Source organism: Brevundimonas sp. P7753 (assembly GCF_013386595.1).
Taxonomy (GTDB): domain Bacteria; phylum Pseudomonadota; class Alphaproteobacteria; order Caulobacterales; family Caulobacteraceae; genus Brevundimonas; species Brevundimonas bullata.
In genome coordinates this window covers 1-16,276 of sequence record NZ_JACARP010000015.1, presented here as the reverse complement: position 1 = coordinate 16,276, position 16,276 = coordinate 1, and the positions used below count along the sequence as shown (strand labels likewise).

The following is a 16,276-nucleotide window of genomic DNA, read 5'->3' as shown; positions in this document are numbered from 1 at the left end:
GTCCGTAACCGGACACTCACGCGTGGCGACCATCCATGCCGGAAGCGGACTCTCGGATTGGCCGAGATGAGTCAGACCCGGTCCTTCGACTGAGGGAGTTTTCGTGCCTTGGTGAGCCCTAGCGAAAGCGCGCCCCGAGCGATTCGAACTTCTATATCGACATGTTGAATCTATCCGCGATCGACAGACGCTTGAGTCGCCCCGACCGCTGTGAACACCGTCTGCATGGAGCTCACGGTCAGGCTGCACGGCGTCAGCTCAGGTCGCTCTTCACCCAGACTTCCGTCGCCATGGATTGAATCCAGGCCGCCCCCAGCTCACCCGCTTCCAACCCCCATCCGGGGTCCAGCACCAGTGTCCAGCCGGGTCCCTCGACGGCCTCCGCCGACAGCGGTCCACAGAATGGAGGCGGATAGACCTGATCCAACCAGGGTTTCAGGCGTATTGACGCCTGAACGAAGGACAGCGCCTCTTGCGGCGCGAAGGGTGACGAGGATGCGGCGAGTTCAGAAAAAGGACCTGCCTTCCAAGACCTGTCCCGTCTGCGTTCGGCCGTTCGCGTGGCGCAAGAAATGGCAAAGAGACTGGCCGAACGTGATCTACTGCAGCGCACGTTGCGCCTCCCAAAGAACGGCCGCCAGAAATGCGGGAGCGCCCGCCCGACCTTCGTCGAGGCCGTCGTGACGCTGAAGGATGGCGCGGGCGTCCTGCGGCTGGTGCTCGGCGATCAACTGTCCGACAGCCTGGCGGGCCTGACCGATCTCGACGCGACGCGTGACGTCGTCCTGATGGCCGAGGTGCGGGACGAGGCGACCTATGTGCGCCATCACAAACAGAAGATCGCGCTGACCTTCGCCGCCATGCGCGCCCACGCGGACCGGCTGACGGCGCGCGGCGCAGCCGTTCGCTATGTCCGCATCGACGCCCCGGACAACACGCAGTCCATCATCGGCGAACTGCACCGCGCCCTGGCTGACGACGCCTATGCCCGCGTCGTGATCACCGAGCCCGGCGAGGTCAGGCTGGCCCAAGCCTTCGCGGCCTTCGCCGCGACCGCCGGCCTGCCCGTCGATATCCGCGAGGACCGGCGCTTCATCTGTTCTCATGCCCGTTTTCGCCGCTGGGCCGCCGACAAGCGCGAGCTGAGGATGGAGTATTTCTATCGCGAGATGCGCCGCGAAACGGGCCTGCTGATGGAGGGCGCCGATCCTGAAGGCGGTCGCTGGAACTTCGACGCCGAGAACCGCAAGAAACTGACCAAGGGACTGCGCCCGCCCCTTCGGCTGCGCACCGCCCCCTCGGCCACGACGAAGGGCGCGATCGCCGACGTTGCGCGCCTGTTTCCCGATCATTTCGGCGATCTGGACGATTTCGGCTGGCCGACCACCGTGGAGGAGGCCGAGGCCGCGCTGGAAACCTTCCTGACGCGCATCCTGCCCGCCTTCGGCGACTGGCAGGACGCCATGGCCCACGGCGAGCCCTGGATGTGGCACGGCCTGGTCTCGACGGCGATCAACATGGGCCTGCTGGACCCTCTGGACGTCTGCCGGCGGGCCGAGGCCGTCTATCGCGCCGGCGCCGCGCCCCTGAACGCGGTCGAAGGCTTCATCCGTCAGATCCTGGGGTGGCGAGAATTCGTGCGCGGCGTCTATTGGCTGAAGACGCCCGAGTACGGGCGCATGAACTTTCTGGACGCGGACCGCACTCTGCCCTGGTTCTTCTGGTCAGGCGAGACGGACATGGCCTGCGTCGCCGACGTGGTGTCGGCCACCCGCGCCAACGCCTATGCCCACCATATCCAGCGCCTGATGGTCACAGGCAATCTGGCCATGATGCTGGGCGTTCATCCTGACGCGGTCGATGACTGGTACATGACGGTCTATGCCGACGCCTATGAGTGGGTGGAGATGCCGAACACGCGGGGCATGGCCACCTTCGCGGACGGCGGGATCGTCGGGTCCAAGCCCTATGCCGCCTCCGGCGCCTATATTCAGCGCATGAGCGACTATTGCGGCGCTTGTCGCTATGACGTGAAGGCCAAGAGCGGCGATGGCGCCTGTCCGTTCAACCGTCTCTACTGGGGCTTCCTGGAACGCAATCGCCCGCGTCTTCGCCACAACGCCCGCCTGGCCATGCTCTATCGCACGCTGGACGGCTTTGGAGAGGCGAAACGCGCCGCCTTGCTGGCGGAGGCGGAGGCCACTCGGCTGGCCCTCGGCGCCGTGCCGCTCAGCGACGCGGACGAAGGTCGCGGCCGATCTCAGCCTTGAGCCGACAGGGTGTTCGCCGCGCCGCCAGCCGCGCTGATCCGGGCCAGCGCCTGATAGAGGGCTGAGGCCGTGATCGGCTTGGGCAGGTGAAGGTCCGCGCCCGCCATGAGCGCGCGAACGACATGATCCTGCAAGGTATTGGCGGTCAGCATGATGATCGGGGTCCGGCCCCGACCTTGCGCCGCCTCCAGATCCCGAATAGCCCGCGTCGCCGCCAGGCCGTCCATACGCGGCATCATCATGTCCATGAGGATGGCGTCGAAAGGCGTGGTCCGACAGGCTTCCACCGCCTGGACCCCGTCCTCGACCGCGGTCGTCGTGATGCCGGCGGCCGAAAGGATGAGCTCGGCCACCCGGCGATTGGTTTCACTGTCGTCGGCGACCAGAATGTGAGCGAAGGCCTGACTGCCTTGATCGGTCGTAACCGGCGTTTCCTTCTCGAGGGCGGGCCTGCCCTCGGCCAGCTTGATGTCGAACCAGAAGCTCGCTCCGGCGCCGGGCGCGCCCCGACAATCTATGGAACCGCCCATGGCTTCCACCAACTCGCGGCAGATCGACAGGCCCAGGCCCGTACCGCCGTATCGGCGATTGATGGCGCCGTCCGCCTGCTGGAAGCGTTCGAACAGGCTCTGGCGTTGCTCTTCCGAGAAGCCGATGCCCGTGTCCTGAACTTCAAAATGGAAGACGCCGCCCTCGCCCCGCGTGACACTGAGCGACACCGACCCCGCAGAGGTGAATTTGATGGCGTTGTTCACCAGGTTGATGATCACCTGCCGCAGCCGCAGGGGATCGCCGACGACAAATCCGATCCCCTCGTCGCAACGCAGCACGAGGTCGAGCCCCTTCTCGGAGGCCTTTAGCGCGCAGAGCTGGCAAGCCCGTTCAACCTCGGCGGACAGATCGAAGACGTCCTGGGCGATCTCGATCTCGCCGGACTCGATCCGCGCCAGATCCAGGATGTCCCCGATCAGGCTTCGCAGTTGATCGGCGGATGTCTGGATGATCCCCGCCAACTCCCTCTGATGATCGGACAGCGGCGTGTCCGCCAGCAGCTCGACCACCCCGATGACGCCGTTCAGGGGCGTGCGCAATTCATGACTCATATTGGCCAGGAAGGCGCTCTTGGCGACGCTGGCGGCCTCGGCCTCGGTCTTGGAGCGGATCAAGGCCGCCTTCTGCGCCTCTCGTTCAGAGATGTTGCGGATCGCCGCGCTGGTGCGCTTGACGCCGCTCTCATGCCAGACCGCCAGGGAGACCTCGACATTGATGATCGAGCCGTCCTTGCACCGGGCCGTGGCCTCGGCGCGGGCGCCGTCCAGCACGGCGCCGACGCCCTGAAAGCCCTGGCCCAGAGCGAGGGCCTGGATGGTCTGACAGGTCAGGCCGATGAGCTCTCCCGTCTGGCCCAGGGCCTCCGCCGCCGAATAGCCGAACAGCCGCTCGGCGCCCGGGGACCAGTAGATGTAGCGATTATCCTCATCCGCCATGATGACCGCGTCCGCAGCCGCCTCGAGCGCACGCTCCAGCGCCCGGTATCTTTGACGCCCGGCCAGACGCTCGGCGGCGATCCGGCTCAGGTCCTGCAACAGACTCGCGATCTCGGCGTCATAGCCTCGCGGTTCGGGCGCAATCAGACAGAGGCTGCCCACCGCCCGACCGTTCACCACCAGCGGCGCTCCGGCGTAGAAGCGGATCGCGGGCGGTCCCAGGACCAGAGGATTGTCGTGGAACCGCGCGTCGAGGCGCGCGTCCGGCACCCACAGAACCTCATCAGGCTGAAGAATGGCGTGACCACACAGCGCGACGGAGCGGTCCGTCTGCATCAGATCCACGCCGCTTCGCGCCACAAAACGCTGATGGTCCTCATCCAGCAGGGAGATGAAGGCAGAAGGCGCGCCTGAATGGCGACGTACAAGGTCCAGGATGCCGCAGAGCACGGCATCCTCCTGATACCCGTCGCGGCCCAGGGAGCGGACCATCGCCAGTCGCTCGACCTCGTCATGCGGCTTTTCAGGGATCAACATGCATACCTCACAGGCCTGACCTTGCCGCCCTCGGCATTGCTCGCGGGTTAATCTGTACGTGGGCTACGGAAACCTACGTATTGAGCGGCATTCGCCTCTATTCGGCGCGCGCCGACGCTCGCGTCATCTCACGACCGACGCCGCGATAAGGCAGACGCAGACCGCCAAGGTCAGCCGCAGACGAAGTCGGCCATACCAGGCGGGCAGGTCACCCAGTCTGACGCATCTCAGATCATAGGACAGCAGGAGCAAGAAACCAGCGGCCAGCCCGACCAGGCCCATAGTCGTCGGGACGAACGCCATGGCCCAGCCCCACAGCGCCGGCAGGACGCTGACCCCATAGGGCGTGGCGCGAGTTTCGTTTCGCCACGTCGCGACGCCCCAGTGGACGCCGCCCATGAAGGACAGAATGATCGCGCCATAGAGCCGAAGCGCGCCTGAGACCTGCTCCAGATCGCCCAGACCGAACGCCAGAGCCCCCGTAAGGCCGACAAACGGCAGGACCCCGGCCCCACCCAGGACCATCGCCGGGCGCGGCGCCTGCATCACAGCCCGCCGCCCCCACGTTCTAGGCGGCGAACGACCGTCTGCAGGCCAGGACGAAGGCGCAGGAAGCCTCTGTAGGCCGTCTCCAGAATTCCGGCCACGGGTCGGGTCGCCGCCAGTCGGCCTAGCCAGCTCAGAGCCGGAAGCTCGCGCCAGACGGCGGCGAAGGCGGCGGCTCCGCTGACGGTCCGCCCGTCCGCCCCGCGCATATGGAACCGGCGCAGCAGGGCGTCGCGGTCCATGTCGCCGACATCGTGTTGCGTCACGTCGAGAAACGACAGGCGGCGGTGACGGTCCAGCCGCCGCATGACCCTGATCTCCCGAGTGCAGAGCGGGCATCCGCCGTCATAGTAGACGATCATGCCGGCGCCCGGCGCCTCTGTCCGATCATGAAGACGCGTCACGGTCTCGAAACTCCACAGGGTGCTTCGTCAGTTACGCGCCAGCCCGCCCTCTGGATCAGCCGGCCCGGCAGGGGCGACGACCGTTCGCCCTCCAGTCCGAGCGTCAGTTCGCCGGCAGATGCTGGCGGATGGCGGCCATGGCGCAGCCCTCGTCGCCGGCCGCGCCGCCCGCGCCCGCCACGCCCAGGGCGCCGATGACCTGACCGTCGACGATCAGGGGCACGCCGCCGCCCAGCAGCAGCAGTTCGTCGAGGGTGTTGAGGTTCTGAGACGTCGGGTCATTGCGCGCCCTTTCGGCCATGACGCTGGTCGCGGTCTTGGTCGACAGCGCCGTATAGGCCTTGCGTTGCGCCGCCAGGGTGTTGTGCGGACCGACGACGTCGTCGCGCTGCAAGGCGACCAGGTTACCGCTACGGTCGACCACCGCCGCCACCGCCGACCGGCCCTGGGCGTGACAGGTGGTCAGGACACCGTCCAGCAGGCGGTTGGCCAGGTCCAGAGACACGTCCTGACGAACCAGAACGCCGTGGGCCGCCGCCGGGGCGTCCTGCAACGGAGCCGCGCTGATGAAGGCGGCCGCCGCCAGAAGGGAAAGTGAAAAGGTCATTGTCTGGTCCTTTGAATCAGAGCGGCGGGCATGCCCCGCCATCAGGGTCAGGAATGAGGCAGGTCGGCGCGAATCTCGTGTCAGACCACGTCATTGGAGATCAGCAGCCCATCGCTGAGCATCAGGCGGCGGGTGCAGCGGGCGGCGACGCCCTCGTCATGGGTGCAGATCAGGAAGGTCGCCCCCTCCTCCCGGTTCACCTCGCGCATCAGGTCCAGCACGCGGTCGGCCGAGTCGCGATCCAGGTTGCCCGTGGGCTCGTCGGCGATGATCAGGTCCGGCTGGTTCATCAGGGCGCGGGCGATGGCGACGCGCTGCTTCTGGCCGCCCGACAGGCGCGTGGCCGGATAGTCGATGCGATCCTCAAGCCCCACCCGCGCCAGAAGGCCCCGCGCGCGGTCGCGCATCTGGCGCGAAATGCCCCCGGCGGGCGCGGCGGCGGGAAAGGCGACGTTCTCCATCGCGGTGAAGTCGGGCAGCAGATGATGAAACTGGAAGACGAAGCCCAGCCGCTCGTTGCGAAACCGCGCCCGGCGGGCCTCGGACAGGCCGTCCACGGCTTCGCCGCTGATCGACAGGGAGCCCGCCGACTGGCGCAGCAACAGGCCGATGATCGACAGTAGGGTCGACTTGCCCGACCCCGACGCCCCCAGAAGGGCGACCAGCTCGCCCCGGTCCAGATCCAGATCGACGCCTTTCAGCACCCGGGTCTCTTCCTCCCCGTTGCGGAAGACCTTTTCGATCCCCCGCGCCTGCAACACGCGCGTCATTGCTGAATCGCCTCCAGCGGATCGACCTGGGAGGCCGAACGGGCGGGTAGGATCGAGGCGATCACCGCCCCAAGAGTGGTCAGCACCAGGGCCGCGACATAGCCTCCCTGCTCCGGCGCGATGGGCAGGGCCGAGGTTCCGTCAGGCTTGACGATCCATTGCAGCCAGAGACACAGGCCGTAGCCGCTGGCGCAGCCGATCAGGGCGCCGACCAGCCCGATGATCAGGCCTTGCAGCAGGAAGACCCACAGGATGAAGCCGCCCGGCACGCCGAAGGCGCGCATGATGCCGACCTCGCCGCGCCGTCGATAGGCGGACAGGACCAGAGCGCTGGCCACGCCGATGATGATGGAGATCAGCGAAAATATCTGGATCAGGGTTCCGGTCTGCCCCTGCGCCGTCAGCGCGTCCTCCAGGCTCAGGTTCTTTTCCTGCCAGGGCGTGGCGCGCAGGCCCGTCGCATCGGCCAGAAAACGCGCGACCGCGCGGGCGTCGTCCGGGTTCTTCAGCTTGACCTCGATATTGGTTACGCCTTCGGGCAGGACGAACAAGGGCCGCGCCGTCTGCAGCGACATGAAGGCCACCCGTTCATCCAGGCTCTGCAGGCCGGTGCGGAAGACGCCCTTCACCGTCAGTTGACGCTCCACGCCGCGGTCGGTCCGCAGCAGGATGGACTGCCCTGCGCTCAAGCCTAGATCCTCGGCCATTCGCACCCCGATCAACAGGCCGTCCGCGCCCAGATCGCCGTCGCCGCTGATGATCTTCGGCGTGATCTGGGAGATGGCGTCGATCCCCTGCGGGTCCACGCCCAGGATCGACACCGGCGACACCGCCTCGCTCTTCACCAGGAAGGCGCTGCCGGAAATCTGCGGGCTGATGGCCGAGACGGCGGGGTTGGCCCGCAGCAGTTGCACGATCATCGGCCAGTCGCGGATCTGCTTGCGCTGGAAGGTGGACACCAGGGCGACCGATTCCACCGGCAAGTCCGGTCCCGCCAGAACCCGCGCCACGCGGGTCGGCGGCTCCAGACTGACATGGGCGCTGTCGCCCGTGACCTGATCGGTCAGCCGCACGGCCAGGCCGGCGATCAGGGCGGTGATGAAGACGAAGACCGTCACCCCCAGCGCCACCCCCGCGATCAGGAGCAAGGTCTGGCTGGGGTTGGACAGCAGATACCGCTGCGCGACCTTGAGGGCGAACACGGCCTTACCCGTCCGTCTTGTGCGCCACAGGTCGGACGCGAGCGCCGACGCGGGCCGAGGCGGGGTCCAGAATCACGCGGTCGCCCGCCGCCAGACCGCGCTCGATCAGGGCGTTGACCGTGGGCCAGCGCGCAACGACGACGGCGCGTTCGCGCACGATGTCGTCGGCGTCGACCACATAGACCTTGGGCGCTGCGGTGGCGTCGGCCACGGCGCTGCGCGGCAGTACGACGGCGCCGGGTCGCTGACCGACGACGATGGTCACGTCGACTGAACGTCCGGGCGACAGGGACGGGCCCGTCTCGGGCGCCAGCTTCACCAGCCGACCGCCCGTGGCCGCGTCGACCTGCGGCGAGACCTCGGTCACGCGGGCGGTGAATATCGTGGAGGTCCCGGACAGGGACGCGCGGGCGGTCATGCCGGGACGGATGGCGTCGGCATAGGCCTCCTCGACCTCGGCGCGGATTTCGACGCCGGTCGCCGATCCCAGTTCGAACAGGGTCTCGCCCGCGGCCACCACCTGGCCGTTGTCGATGGGCCGCACCAGCACCACCCCGCTCATCGGGGCGCGGATGGTGAACTCCCGCGCGCGTTCTGCGGAGGCGCGCACGGCGGCGGCGGCGGCGGCGACATTGGCCTCGGCGGCCTGCAGCGCGGTTCGCGCGGCGTCCAGAGCGGCCGGCGCGGCGAAACCCCGCTCGTTCAGCGTTCGGGTGCGCTCGTATTTCAGGCGGGCGTCGGCGGCCTCGGCGCGGGCGGCGCGTTCACGCGCCAGATCGGCCTCGGTCTGGGCCTGCTCGACAGAGGCGAGGATGACGGCCAGGGGCGCGGCGGCCGCGACGCGGTCGCCGTCGTCATGCATCAGGCGCACCACCTGCCCCGGATTGGGCGACGCCACCTGGACCAGATCCATAGGCCGCGCCCGTCCCACCACCGACAGCGCCAGCTCGACCGTTTGAGGCTTGACCATCGCCACCTCGACCGCGGGCGGACGACGCCAAAGGATCACCGCCGTCACGGCGAGTCCGACCAGGACGGCCACGGCGAGGACGATCAGCTGTTTTCGATTGGGCCGCATGAAGGATCTCTGACGGTCGCGATCCGCGACAAAACGATCCTGCGGCGGTCGCCATGGATCGGCAAGCCTGTGGACGCCGCGCGACAGGCGGCTTTGCGCCCGGGAGGAAAGCCCCGGAGCCGTTTCTCGGCCCCGGGGCCTGGCCTCAGAAGGCGAACCTGGCCCGCAGGGTCACGGGCACATAGGTGCGGTCGCCGACGCCGTTGATCGACGCCAGCCCCAGACCGCCGATGGCGCTGTCGTCGTCGCTCAGGCTGGAGATATAGCGGATTCCCGTCTCGGCCTGCACCGAGACCTGCTCATTGAAGGCATAGGACAGGCCGACATCCACGCCCGCCGTGAAGCTGGTGGAGCTGTCATAGAAGGGGGCGTCCGCGATGGTGATGGCGGCGTCCGGGATCTCGAACGTGGCGTTGATCTTGTCGGTGAAGACCGCGCCCAGACGCCCGGCGACGTAGGGCTTGAACGCACCCGCGCCGAAGTACTGGCGATAGCCGGCTTCCAGGGCATAGGCCTTGTACTCGCCGAAGGTCCCGTACACCGGCAGGGTCGTGTCCAGCGCAGGTACGAAGGCGCCGCCCACCTGCACGCGGCCCTCGTCCGCCTGCATGTAACGCACCGACCCAAAGACCTCGGCGTTATTGCTCATGCCATAGGCGAACTCGGCGCCCAGGTTCATGCCCTCGCCATAGATGTCGTCGAAGCTGCGCGACTGGATGCGCAGTTCGGCGTTGACCCCGGCCAGGTCGGGATTGAGCGGACCGAGATCCGGCACCGCCGCCGTCGCCCCGCCATGCACGTCGCCGCCGGCCGGGAACTCGGCCCCGGCTTCCAGGCTGACCGTCCAGCGACCCGGGGCGGTTTGAGCCTGGGTCGCGCCGGCAGCCGAAAGCGCGACGACGGTGGAAAGCAAAATCGTCCTGAACATTCTTCATCCCTCTTTCATGAAGCCGAAGACGCCGCGCCCGGCGCCCGCATTTAAGCGAGGCTCCGGTTACACGCCCTCAACGAGCCAACGTGACATCTCGCTGGCACATAAAACGAGCTGACCTTGTCAGACAGCGCCCGGTTTACGCGGCATGGCCGAAAGTGGATCAGGCCGCTGGCGAATTTCCGGCATAAGGGTCTCGCCGCCCGGCGCGTGTCCCTAGACCGCGACCGCCAGGGGCTGATCCGTCGTGATCCTGAAGCGCGCGATCAGATCGGTCAGTTCGGCGCAGTCGGCGCGCAGGCTCAGGCTGCCCGATCTCAGCTGCTCGACCATGCCGGCGTTCTGGCGCGTCACCTGGTTCATGTCGGCGATGGCGCTGTCGACCTCGACAAGGCGATGGGCCTGGTCGGTGGTCGATCCCCGAACCTCGGTCATCAGGTCGCTGACTTCCCTGATGCCCGAGTTGATGGCGGTCAGGGCCTCGCCCGACTGCCGCACCAGGGCCACGCCGTCGTCGACCTTGGCGGTGCTGGAGGAGATCAACAGCTTGATTTCCCGCGCTGAGTCCGCCGAGCGCTGGGCCAGGGCGCGCACCTCCGCCGCCACGACGGCGAAGCCGCGGCCGGCCTCCCCGGCGCGCGCGGCCTCCACCCCGGCGTTGAGGGCGAGCAGATTGGTCTGAAAGGCGATCTCGTCCATGACGCCGATAATCTCGCCGATGTGGCGCGACGCCCGTTCGATCTCTTCCATCGCGCCCACGGCCCGGCCCAGAACGGCGATGCCGCTTTCCGCCAGGGCGCGCGTCTGCACCACCACCTCGTCGGCGGCGCGTGCATTGTCAGTCGTCTGGCGCACGGTCGCGGCGACCTGTTCCAGCGCGACGGTCGTCTGCTTCAGGCTCTCGTCCTGGCGCTCGGTGCGTCGCATCAGGTCTTCGGCCGAGCCGCTGATGTCGATGGCCCCGGACTGCATCGCGCCTGCGCTGTGTCGGATCACGCCCATGGCGGAATCCAGCGACGTGATCGCCTTGTTGAAGTTCGTGCGCAGCAGGCGGTAGTTTTCGGGGAAGGGCGTCGTGATCAGATAGGTCAGATCACCCGCCGCCAGCGCCTCCAGCGCGCCCCCGGCGCCCGACACCGCCGCCGCCTGATTTTGCGCCGCCAGACGATCGCTCTCGGCGCGTCGCGCCCTCTCCTCTTCGGCGGCGGTCACGTCGGTCGCGAACTTGACGACCTTGTAGGGCGCGCCCTGCTCGTCGAGGATCGGATTGTAGGTGGCCTCGATGACGACGCGCCGGCCGCCCTTGCCGAACCGGGTGAACTTGTCGGCGATGAATTCGCCGTTGTTCAGGCGCGCCCAGAAGGCGGCGTAGGCCGTCGAGCGCGCCTCGTCCTGGTCGAGAAACATCCGATGGTGACGGCCACGCACCTCGTCGAGGGCGTAGCCCAGCACGTTCAGAAAGTTCTGATTGGCGGTCAGGACATGACCCTGAAGGTCGAACTCGATGACCGCCTGGGAGCGTTGCAAGGCCGACATCATCGCGCGCATCTCGCGCAGTTCCGTTTCAGCCAGCCGTCGGTCGCGCGCACGTGCAAACATGGTCGTCTCGAAACTACAGCCCGCAGGGCGGACATGGGGCGCGGCTTCTAGGAGCGGGTTCGTTAAGAAAACGTGCTGGTTTCGCCTGGCGTTTAGGTCTGGGTCCTGTCCATTTTTTCAGCGCACAGCCGCCGACTGCAAGATTTCGTAAAGAGGCGCAGCACTACGCAGATATCCAATCAGCAGGGAGCGTGAGCGATGGCGACGGGATGCGAGGGCTGCCGCGACGGCGCCGGGTTCGATCTGCCCTTCTCGATGGCCTTCCAGCCCATCGTCGACGTGGCGTCCCAGACGATCTTCGCCCACGAGGCCCTGGTGCGCGGCGTCGGCGGCGAAGGCGCCTATTCGGTCCTGAGCCAGGTCGCGGACGACAACCGCTATGCTTTCGACCAGCAGTGCCGGGTCAAGGCCATCGAACTGGCCACCGCCCTGGACCTGCCGCGAGACGGCACGCGGCTGTCGATCAACTTCATGCCCAATGCGGTCTATGAACCGCGGGCCTGCATTCGCCTGACGCTGGCGACGGCCATGCGCACCGGCTTTCCGCTCGACCGGATCATCTTCGAGTTCACCGAGGACGAGAAGCTGGACGCCAACCACCTGCTGAACATCCTGCGCACCTACCGCGCCATGGGCTTCAAGACGGCGATCGACGATTTCGGCGCCGGTTATGCGGGTCTGGGCCTGCTGTCGAAATTCCAGCCCGACATCGTCAAACTGGACATGGAGCTGATCCGCGACATAGACCGCGATCAGGCCAAGCAGAAGATCGTCAAATCCATGCTGGGCCTGATGTCCGACCTAGGCATTCAGACCATCTGCGAAGGCGTCGAAACCCAAGACGAACTCGAGACCCTGGAAGACCTCGGCGCGACCCTGATCCAGGGCTACGTCCTGGCCCGCCCCGCCTTCGAAAGTCTGGTCGGCGCCGACGCCCTCGCCCCCATGCAGGCGCGCCGCGTCGCCTGACGCATGGTGCGACAACTGATCTACACCAGCAGGGTCGCGCCCGGCCTGCAGGACGAAGAGGCCTTGCTGCGATCCATCCTCGCTGTGTCGGTCCGAAACAACGCCGCTGTGGGCGTGACCGGCATGCTGCTGCGCCATCGCGACCACTTCTTCCAGGCGCTGGAAGGGTCCGCACCTGCTGTCGAAGTCATCTATCGCCGGGTGCGCCGAGACCCGCGCCATCGGGATTTAAGGCTGCTCCAGGATGCGCCGCGCGCTTCCAGAAGCTTCGCCGGCTGGGCCATGTGCGGCTATAATCTGGGGCCGGCGGACAATGAGATCCTGGATATTCTCAACCTGCGGCGCGACCTCGACCCGCGACAGATCAGCGGATCAAGCGCCCTGTCCCTGCTAAGGACCGTGCACGCGATTCAGAAGCGCGTCCTGTCGGCGACCAGCGCGCCCGTCGTCATCGACGCCTGAGACCGAGCCTGCGTCCGCATTTCATTCGAAAGCAGGGGTCTCAGATCGCCCCATGGACCACATCCTCATTCAATAGCGGGTATTACGCTTGCTCATGCTAGGGTGATCCCAGGACGTCTCGGCGCGCCTGAACACCCGAGGCTTGATTTCCAATTTTGGACGTCGCGACGGGATCGGAAAGGGAGGCCCATGGCTCCCGCATCTCACAATACAGAAGTCGGCGCCGCCCTGGCCCTGGCGGTCATCTCGGTATCGCGCGCGCCACTGTTGCTCATGGACGAACAGTTCAACGTCGTCGCCGCAAGCGAGTCCTTTCTTCAGGAGTTCGGGCTTCGCAACGACGCCGTTCGCGGGCGCTCGATCTTCGCCCTCGGCGCAGGCGAATGGAATCTCCCCCGGCTGCGCTCCCTATTGAGCGCCGTCGGCTCTGGCGACGCTGAGGTCGCCGACTATCAACTGGAGATGCCCATTGAGGGCGCAGCCTCGCGCAGCCTGCGCCTCAACGCCGAGCGTCTGGCGTTTGCCGACGCCATGCCCGCGCGGTTGTTGCTGACGGTCGTGGACGTCACCGCATCCAACGCGACCCAAAGAAAGATGGACGAACTGGTCCGGCAGAAGGAGGTCCTACTGCAGGAGGTTCAGCACCGCGTCGCCAACAGCCTTCAGATCATCGCCAGCGTGCTGCTTCAGTCCGCCCGAAAAGTCGACTCGGTCGAGAGCCGCGCTCATCTGACCGAGGCCCACAACCGCGTCTTGTCGGTGGCCGAAGTCCAGCGACAACTGTCCTTGACCCAGGTGGGGGATGTGGCCCTCAAACCCTACCTGACGCAGCTGTGTCGCAGCATCGGCGCGTCAATGATCGCCGACCATGACCAGCTGCGGATCGAGGTGAGCGGCGACGGCAGCGTCGTGGACGCCGAGGTCTCGGTCAGCATCGGCCTGATCCTCACCGAACTGGTGATCAACGCCTTGAAAGATGCGTTCCCGAAGGGCCGCAAGGGCCTCGTGACCGTTGACTACCAGTCGCGACCCGAGGGCTGGGACCTGACGATCTCGGATGACGGCGTCGGCATGCCGAAGAATCCGGGCTCGGCGGAGCCCGGCCTGGGCACCGCCATCGTGAAGGCTTTGGCCAGTCAACTGGCGGCGGAGATCGACGTGGAGAACCTCGCGCCAGGCACGAGAATTTCCGTCGTGAATCGCAAGTCTGGAGTTGAACCGGCGCTGTTGCAGGCCGTCTAGGCGCGCCCTAGGCGGCTCGCGACCTCAGCGTCGACACCGCAGCATGAAGCCCGGAGCACAATCTAGCCGCCCAGGTTTCCTCGGGCATCCAGGGTCGCGTCGGCGTTTTCGATGACCGTCAGATCGGTGGCTTCAACGTCGTAGTCCCGCTTGAGGGTCGCTATCCAACCGAACAGCGCCGCCGAGGTCACGCCCGGCGCGTCGAAGGCCAGACCGCCCTCGCCGTCCGCCGACAGGGCCACGGTCAGGCCCGCCCCTCGGCCGCGGCGCGCGCTGGCGGTTCGAAGTCGGCGGGCATCATGGCGGCGGGTTGGGCGCGCACGCGGCGGGCGAGACCGGCGTTCAACCGCGTCATCTCCGCCGTGGCTTCGACCCTCCGTTCGCCGGCCGACGCACGCCAGGCCCAGGCAGGACGCACCACCAGCAGCCAGCAAGCCAATATGGCGATCAGCAGCGCCATCGCCGCCAGCATCCCACGCTCCCGCGCCGAGCGGCCGCTCCACCACAGACCTGTCGACTGGATCATCCGATTCATCCGGCGCCTCCCACGCGAACTTCGCTGACGACCTTGCCCTGGTCGTCGACGGTGCTGTCATCGGTCAGAGACATGCCCTTGGCCGCCATGGCTTGCTGCAAGGCGTCGAGGTCCTGATAGGCGGCGTAGGTCACGGTGGCGCGAACCCCGGCTTCATCGACGGTCAGACTGTCCAGTTCCGCCCCCTCGACGCTTTCGACGGCGACGAACAGGGCGGCCGCAGCGGCGGCGGCTCCGCCCGGCGGCGCAGCCGACAGCCGACGGGTCGCCTCGGCGACCGCGTCTGCCCCAGGCGCGATGTCAGGGAAGGCGCGCCGCGCCGCGACCTCGGCCCGGCTCTCGGTGTCGCGCGCACGCCATTCGTCATGACCGGCGGCGGCCAGGGTCAGGATCAGCGGCGAGACGATCAGGGCCGCCGCCAGCGCCGCGGCCCTTTTCCAGCCGCGCCGGTCGGCCTCGACCCGGCGCCCGCCCCCGGCCAGCAGGTTGATCGGCGGGTTCAGAGCGGCCGCAGCCAGCAGGCGTTCGATCTCGTCCGTCCGCTCGATCCTCTTCACCGCCCGCCCGGCGGCGACGGCCTCTGCCAGATCGTGCTGGACGCTCAGCGCCAGTTCGCGCCCGCGCAGAGCCAGGTCGGCGCCGAAGAGGGCGGCGGTCAGCACGCCCTCATCCTCCGGCTCCGGCAGGATCAAGCTGTCGGGGATCATGACGTCGGCGCGAAGACCGAAGCTGGCCAGATAGTCGCTCCACGTCTGTACCAGCGACCGCCCCGCCACGGCGACCAACCGCCGCCCCGACGTCGGGACCGTCCCCAGGACGGCGGTCAGCCGGTCGGAGGGCGCCGCGAGGTCGTCACGCAGCAGATGCAGCGCCGTCGCCGCCATCTGCGCCGGACTGCCCGACGGCAACTCCAGCCAGCGCACCAGCACGTCGGCGCCGGGGACCACGGCGACATTGCGCATCGGCTCGGGCGCATACCCGGAGCCCAGCTCCAGAACGCCGCGCGTCAGCACGACGCCTTGCGCGTCCAGCGTAAGGCATGACGCCGGCAGAGCCGCCGAGGGCGGGATCAGGATCAGTCGGATGCGGCTCATTCGTCCAAAGTCCAGCGTTGGATCACGGTTTGCGTGCCGGCCATCGCCACAAGGGTCCGCTCAGCCATGGACGCGCACCTCGCCCGCCGCATCGACGACGACGGTCACGACGCGGCTTTTGCGCGACAGGGCCAGGGTGGCGGGCTCGGCGGCGCCGGTCGGATCGAAGACGACGCGCAGAGGCTCGCCCTGAGGCTGGCCTTCAGGCCGCGCGGCGGTGTCCTCGGCCCAGAGCTCATCGTCGAAGGGACCGTCCGTCAGGGGCGACCACTGGACGCCGTCGAAACTGGAAAAGGCGTAGCCCTCGGCCGTCGCCTCGACCGCCACGGCGCGGTTGGTCAGCAAGGCCTCCTCGCGCGCGCGAACGAGCCGCGCGGCGAAACGCTCGGCCTCGTCGCCGACCGGCGGGCGCGGGTCGGGCACGGCCAGGACGACGGCTCCGGCGGCCAGGCCGATGATGGCGACCACCATCAGAAGCTCGACCAGGGTGAAGCCGGAACGCGGGCGATGAACCATGCCTGCCCCCTTCCCCCTCGAGGGGGG

Annotated in this window: 19 protein-coding genes; 5 read left to right on the top strand and 14 right to left on the bottom strand. The window is 67.6% G+C overall.

Annotation, left to right across the window (positions count from 1 at the left end; all coding sequences use genetic code 11):
• Positions 1 to 253: 253 nt before the first annotated feature.
• Positions 254 to 427 carry a hypothetical protein gene (locus HX774_RS19705; RefSeq protein WP_218650251.1) on the bottom strand — a complete coding sequence of 58 codons (174 nt, stop codon included), beginning with the start codon at positions 425 to 427 and terminating at the stop codon, positions 254 to 256.
• Here HX774_RS19705 and HX774_RS20350 point away from each other — a divergent pair.
• Together HX774_RS20350 and HX774_RS03570 are read left to right on the top strand one after the other, a co-directional pair.
• The gene (locus HX774_RS20350) at positions 403 to 684 is read left to right on the top strand and encodes a DUF2256 domain-containing protein (RefSeq protein WP_370523333.1); all 282 of its coding nucleotides are present in this window, start codon (positions 403 to 405) and stop codon (positions 682 to 684) included. The two genes, HX774_RS19705 and HX774_RS20350, sit on opposite strands and share 25 nt — an antisense overlap.
• Positions 573 to 2,270, top strand: coding sequence for a cryptochrome/photolyase family protein (locus tag HX774_RS03570; protein WP_178824301.1), 1,698 nt, complete (start codon positions 573 to 575; stop codon positions 2,268 to 2,270). The genes HX774_RS20350 and HX774_RS03570 overlap by 112 nt, the downstream gene beginning before the upstream one ends.
• Here HX774_RS03570 and HX774_RS03565 read toward each other — a convergent pair.
• The 9 genes from HX774_RS03565 to HX774_RS03525 form a co-directional block, all read right to left on the bottom strand.
• Positions 2,261 to 4,294 carry an ATP-binding protein gene (locus HX774_RS03565; RefSeq protein WP_178824299.1) on the bottom strand — a complete coding sequence of 678 codons (2,034 nt, stop codon included), beginning with the start codon at positions 4,292 to 4,294 and terminating at the stop codon, positions 2,261 to 2,263. The genes HX774_RS03570 and HX774_RS03565 overlap by 10 nt on opposite strands.
• A gap of 123 nt (positions 4,295 to 4,417) precedes the next feature.
• A complete protein-coding gene (locus HX774_RS03560; protein ID WP_178824297.1) occupies positions 4,418 to 4,840 on the bottom strand; it encodes a DUF3429 domain-containing protein in 423 nt (140 codons plus the stop codon).
• Positions 4,840 to 5,244: a thiol-disulfide oxidoreductase DCC family protein gene (locus HX774_RS03555; RefSeq protein WP_370523332.1), complete on the bottom strand. Its 405-nt coding sequence runs from the start codon at positions 5,242 to 5,244 to the stop codon at positions 4,840 to 4,842. The genes HX774_RS03560 and HX774_RS03555 overlap by 1 nt, the downstream gene beginning before the upstream one ends.
• Before the next feature lie 103 nt (positions 5,245 to 5,347).
• Positions 5,348 to 5,851 carry a heme-binding protein gene (locus HX774_RS03550; protein WP_178824295.1) on the bottom strand — a complete coding sequence of 168 codons (504 nt, stop codon included), beginning with the start codon at positions 5,849 to 5,851 and terminating at the stop codon, positions 5,348 to 5,350.
• 80 nt (positions 5,852 to 5,931) lie between these two features.
• Positions 5,932 to 6,621, bottom strand: coding sequence for an ABC transporter ATP-binding protein (locus HX774_RS03545; protein ID WP_178824293.1), 690 nt, complete (start codon positions 6,619 to 6,621; stop codon positions 5,932 to 5,934).
• On the bottom strand, positions 6,618 to 7,823 hold the full coding sequence (locus HX774_RS03540; protein ID WP_178824291.1) for an ABC transporter permease: 1,206 nt from the start codon (positions 7,821 to 7,823) through the stop codon (positions 6,618 to 6,620). The genes HX774_RS03545 and HX774_RS03540 overlap by 4 nt, the downstream gene beginning before the upstream one ends.
• 4 nt (positions 7,824 to 7,827) lie before the next feature.
• Positions 7,828 to 8,901 (bottom strand): efflux RND transporter periplasmic adaptor subunit, encoded by a 1,074-nt coding sequence (locus HX774_RS03535; RefSeq protein WP_178824289.1) that lies wholly within the window; start codon positions 8,899 to 8,901, stop codon positions 7,828 to 7,830.
• A gap of 145 nt (positions 8,902 to 9,046) precedes the next feature.
• Entirely contained in the window at positions 9,047 to 9,829 is a 783-nt protein-coding gene (locus HX774_RS03530; protein WP_178824287.1) for a hypothetical protein, read from the bottom strand.
• A 219-nt stretch (positions 9,830 to 10,048) separates the two neighbouring features.
• On the bottom strand, positions 10,049 to 11,431 hold the full coding sequence (locus tag HX774_RS03525; RefSeq protein ID WP_178824285.1) for a PAS domain-containing methyl-accepting chemotaxis protein: 1,383 nt from the start codon (positions 11,429 to 11,431) through the stop codon (positions 10,049 to 10,051).
• 198 nt (positions 11,432 to 11,629) lie between these two features.
• Between HX774_RS03525 and HX774_RS03520 the strand changes: the two genes are divergently transcribed.
• From HX774_RS03520 to HX774_RS03510, 3 genes are all read left to right on the top strand, one after another.
• Positions 11,630 to 12,400, top strand: a complete 771-nt coding sequence (locus HX774_RS03520; protein ID WP_178824283.1) for an EAL domain-containing protein — start codon at positions 11,630 to 11,632, stop codon at positions 12,398 to 12,400.
• A gap of 3 nt (positions 12,401 to 12,403) precedes the next feature.
• Positions 12,404 to 12,862 (top strand): BLUF domain-containing protein, encoded by a 459-nt coding sequence (locus HX774_RS03515; protein WP_178824281.1) that lies wholly within the window; start codon positions 12,404 to 12,406, stop codon positions 12,860 to 12,862.
• Positions 12,863 to 13,135: 273 nt separating this feature from the next.
• Positions 13,136 to 14,104 (top strand): sensor histidine kinase, encoded by a 969-nt coding sequence (locus tag HX774_RS03510; RefSeq protein ID WP_255499983.1) that lies wholly within the window; start codon positions 13,136 to 13,138, stop codon positions 14,102 to 14,104.
• Positions 14,105 to 14,166: 62 nt separating this feature from the next.
• Here the strand turns inward: HX774_RS03510 and HX774_RS03505 are convergent, their stop codons facing one another.
• From HX774_RS03505 to HX774_RS03490, 4 genes are read right to left on the bottom strand one after another with little or no spacing between them, the layout of a single operon-like run.
• The gene (locus HX774_RS03505; RefSeq protein ID WP_178824279.1) at positions 14,167 to 14,346 is read right to left on the bottom strand and encodes a hypothetical protein; all 180 of its coding nucleotides are present in this window, start codon (positions 14,344 to 14,346) and stop codon (positions 14,167 to 14,169) included.
• Positions 14,347 to 14,348: 2 nt separating this feature from the next.
• A complete protein-coding gene (gene gspM / locus HX774_RS03500; protein ID WP_178824277.1) occupies positions 14,349 to 14,630 on the bottom strand; it encodes a type II secretion system protein GspM in 282 nt (93 codons plus the stop codon).
• Between the two features lie 5 nt (positions 14,631 to 14,635).
• A complete protein-coding gene (gspL, locus tag HX774_RS03495; RefSeq protein ID WP_178824275.1) occupies positions 14,636 to 15,733 on the bottom strand; it encodes a type II secretion system protein GspL in 1,098 nt (365 codons plus the stop codon).
• Between the two features lie 60 nt (positions 15,734 to 15,793).
• Positions 15,794 to 16,249: a GspH/FimT family pseudopilin gene (locus HX774_RS03490; protein ID WP_178824273.1), complete on the bottom strand. Its 456-nt coding sequence runs from the start codon at positions 16,247 to 16,249 to the stop codon at positions 15,794 to 15,796.
• Between the last annotated feature and the right edge of the window lie 27 nt (positions 16,250 to 16,276).

What these genes read in the sequence shown, in the direction of transcription:
- HX774_RS03560 (WP_178824297.1), bottom strand. Translation starts at nt 4,840, where the DNA reads ATGCAGGCGCCGCGCCCGGCGATGGTCCTGGGTGGGGCCGGGGTCCTG.
- HX774_RS03535 (WP_178824289.1), bottom strand. Translation starts at nt 8,901, where the DNA reads ATGCGGCCCAATCGAAAACAGCTGATCGTCCTCGCCGTGGCCGTCCTG.
- HX774_RS03490 (WP_178824273.1), bottom strand. Translation starts at nt 16,249, where the DNA reads ATGGTTCATCGCCCGCGTTCCGGCTTCACCCTGGTCGAGCTTCTGATG.
- HX774_RS03550 (WP_178824295.1), bottom strand. Translation starts at nt 5,851, where the DNA reads ATGACCTTTTCACTTTCCCTTCTGGCGGCGGCCGCCTTCATCAGCGCG.
- HX774_RS20350 (WP_370523333.1), top strand. Translation starts at nt 403, where the DNA reads ATGGAGGCGGATAGACCTGATCCAACCAGGGTTTCAGGCGTATTGACG.
- HX774_RS03520 (WP_178824283.1), top strand. Translation starts at nt 11,630, where the DNA reads ATGGCGACGGGATGCGAGGGCTGCCGCGACGGCGCCGGGTTCGATCTG.
- HX774_RS03515 (WP_178824281.1), top strand. Translation starts at nt 12,404, where the DNA reads ATGGTGCGACAACTGATCTACACCAGCAGGGTCGCGCCCGGCCTGCAG.
- HX774_RS03525 (WP_178824285.1), bottom strand. Translation starts at nt 11,431, where the DNA reads ATGTTTGCACGTGCGCGCGACCGACGGCTGGCTGAAACGGAACTGCGC.
- HX774_RS03530 (WP_178824287.1), bottom strand. Translation starts at nt 9,829, where the DNA reads ATGTTCAGGACGATTTTGCTTTCCACCGTCGTCGCGCTTTCGGCTGCC.
- HX774_RS03545 (WP_178824293.1), bottom strand. Translation starts at nt 6,621, where the DNA reads ATGACGCGCGTGTTGCAGGCGCGGGGGATCGAAAAGGTCTTCCGCAAC.
- HX774_RS03565 (WP_178824299.1), bottom strand. Translation starts at nt 4,294, where the DNA reads ATGTTGATCCCTGAAAAGCCGCATGACGAGGTCGAGCGACTGGCGATG.
- gspM (WP_178824277.1), bottom strand. Translation starts at nt 14,630, where the DNA reads ATGATCCAGTCGACAGGTCTGTGGTGGAGCGGCCGCTCGGCGCGGGAG.
- HX774_RS03570 (WP_178824301.1), top strand. Translation starts at nt 573, where the DNA reads ATGGCAAAGAGACTGGCCGAACGTGATCTACTGCAGCGCACGTTGCGC.
- HX774_RS03510 (WP_255499983.1), top strand. Translation starts at nt 13,136, where the DNA reads ATGGACGAACAGTTCAACGTCGTCGCCGCAAGCGAGTCCTTTCTTCAG.
- gspL (WP_178824275.1), bottom strand. Translation starts at nt 15,733, where the DNA reads ATGAGCCGCATCCGACTGATCCTGATCCCGCCCTCGGCGGCTCTGCCG.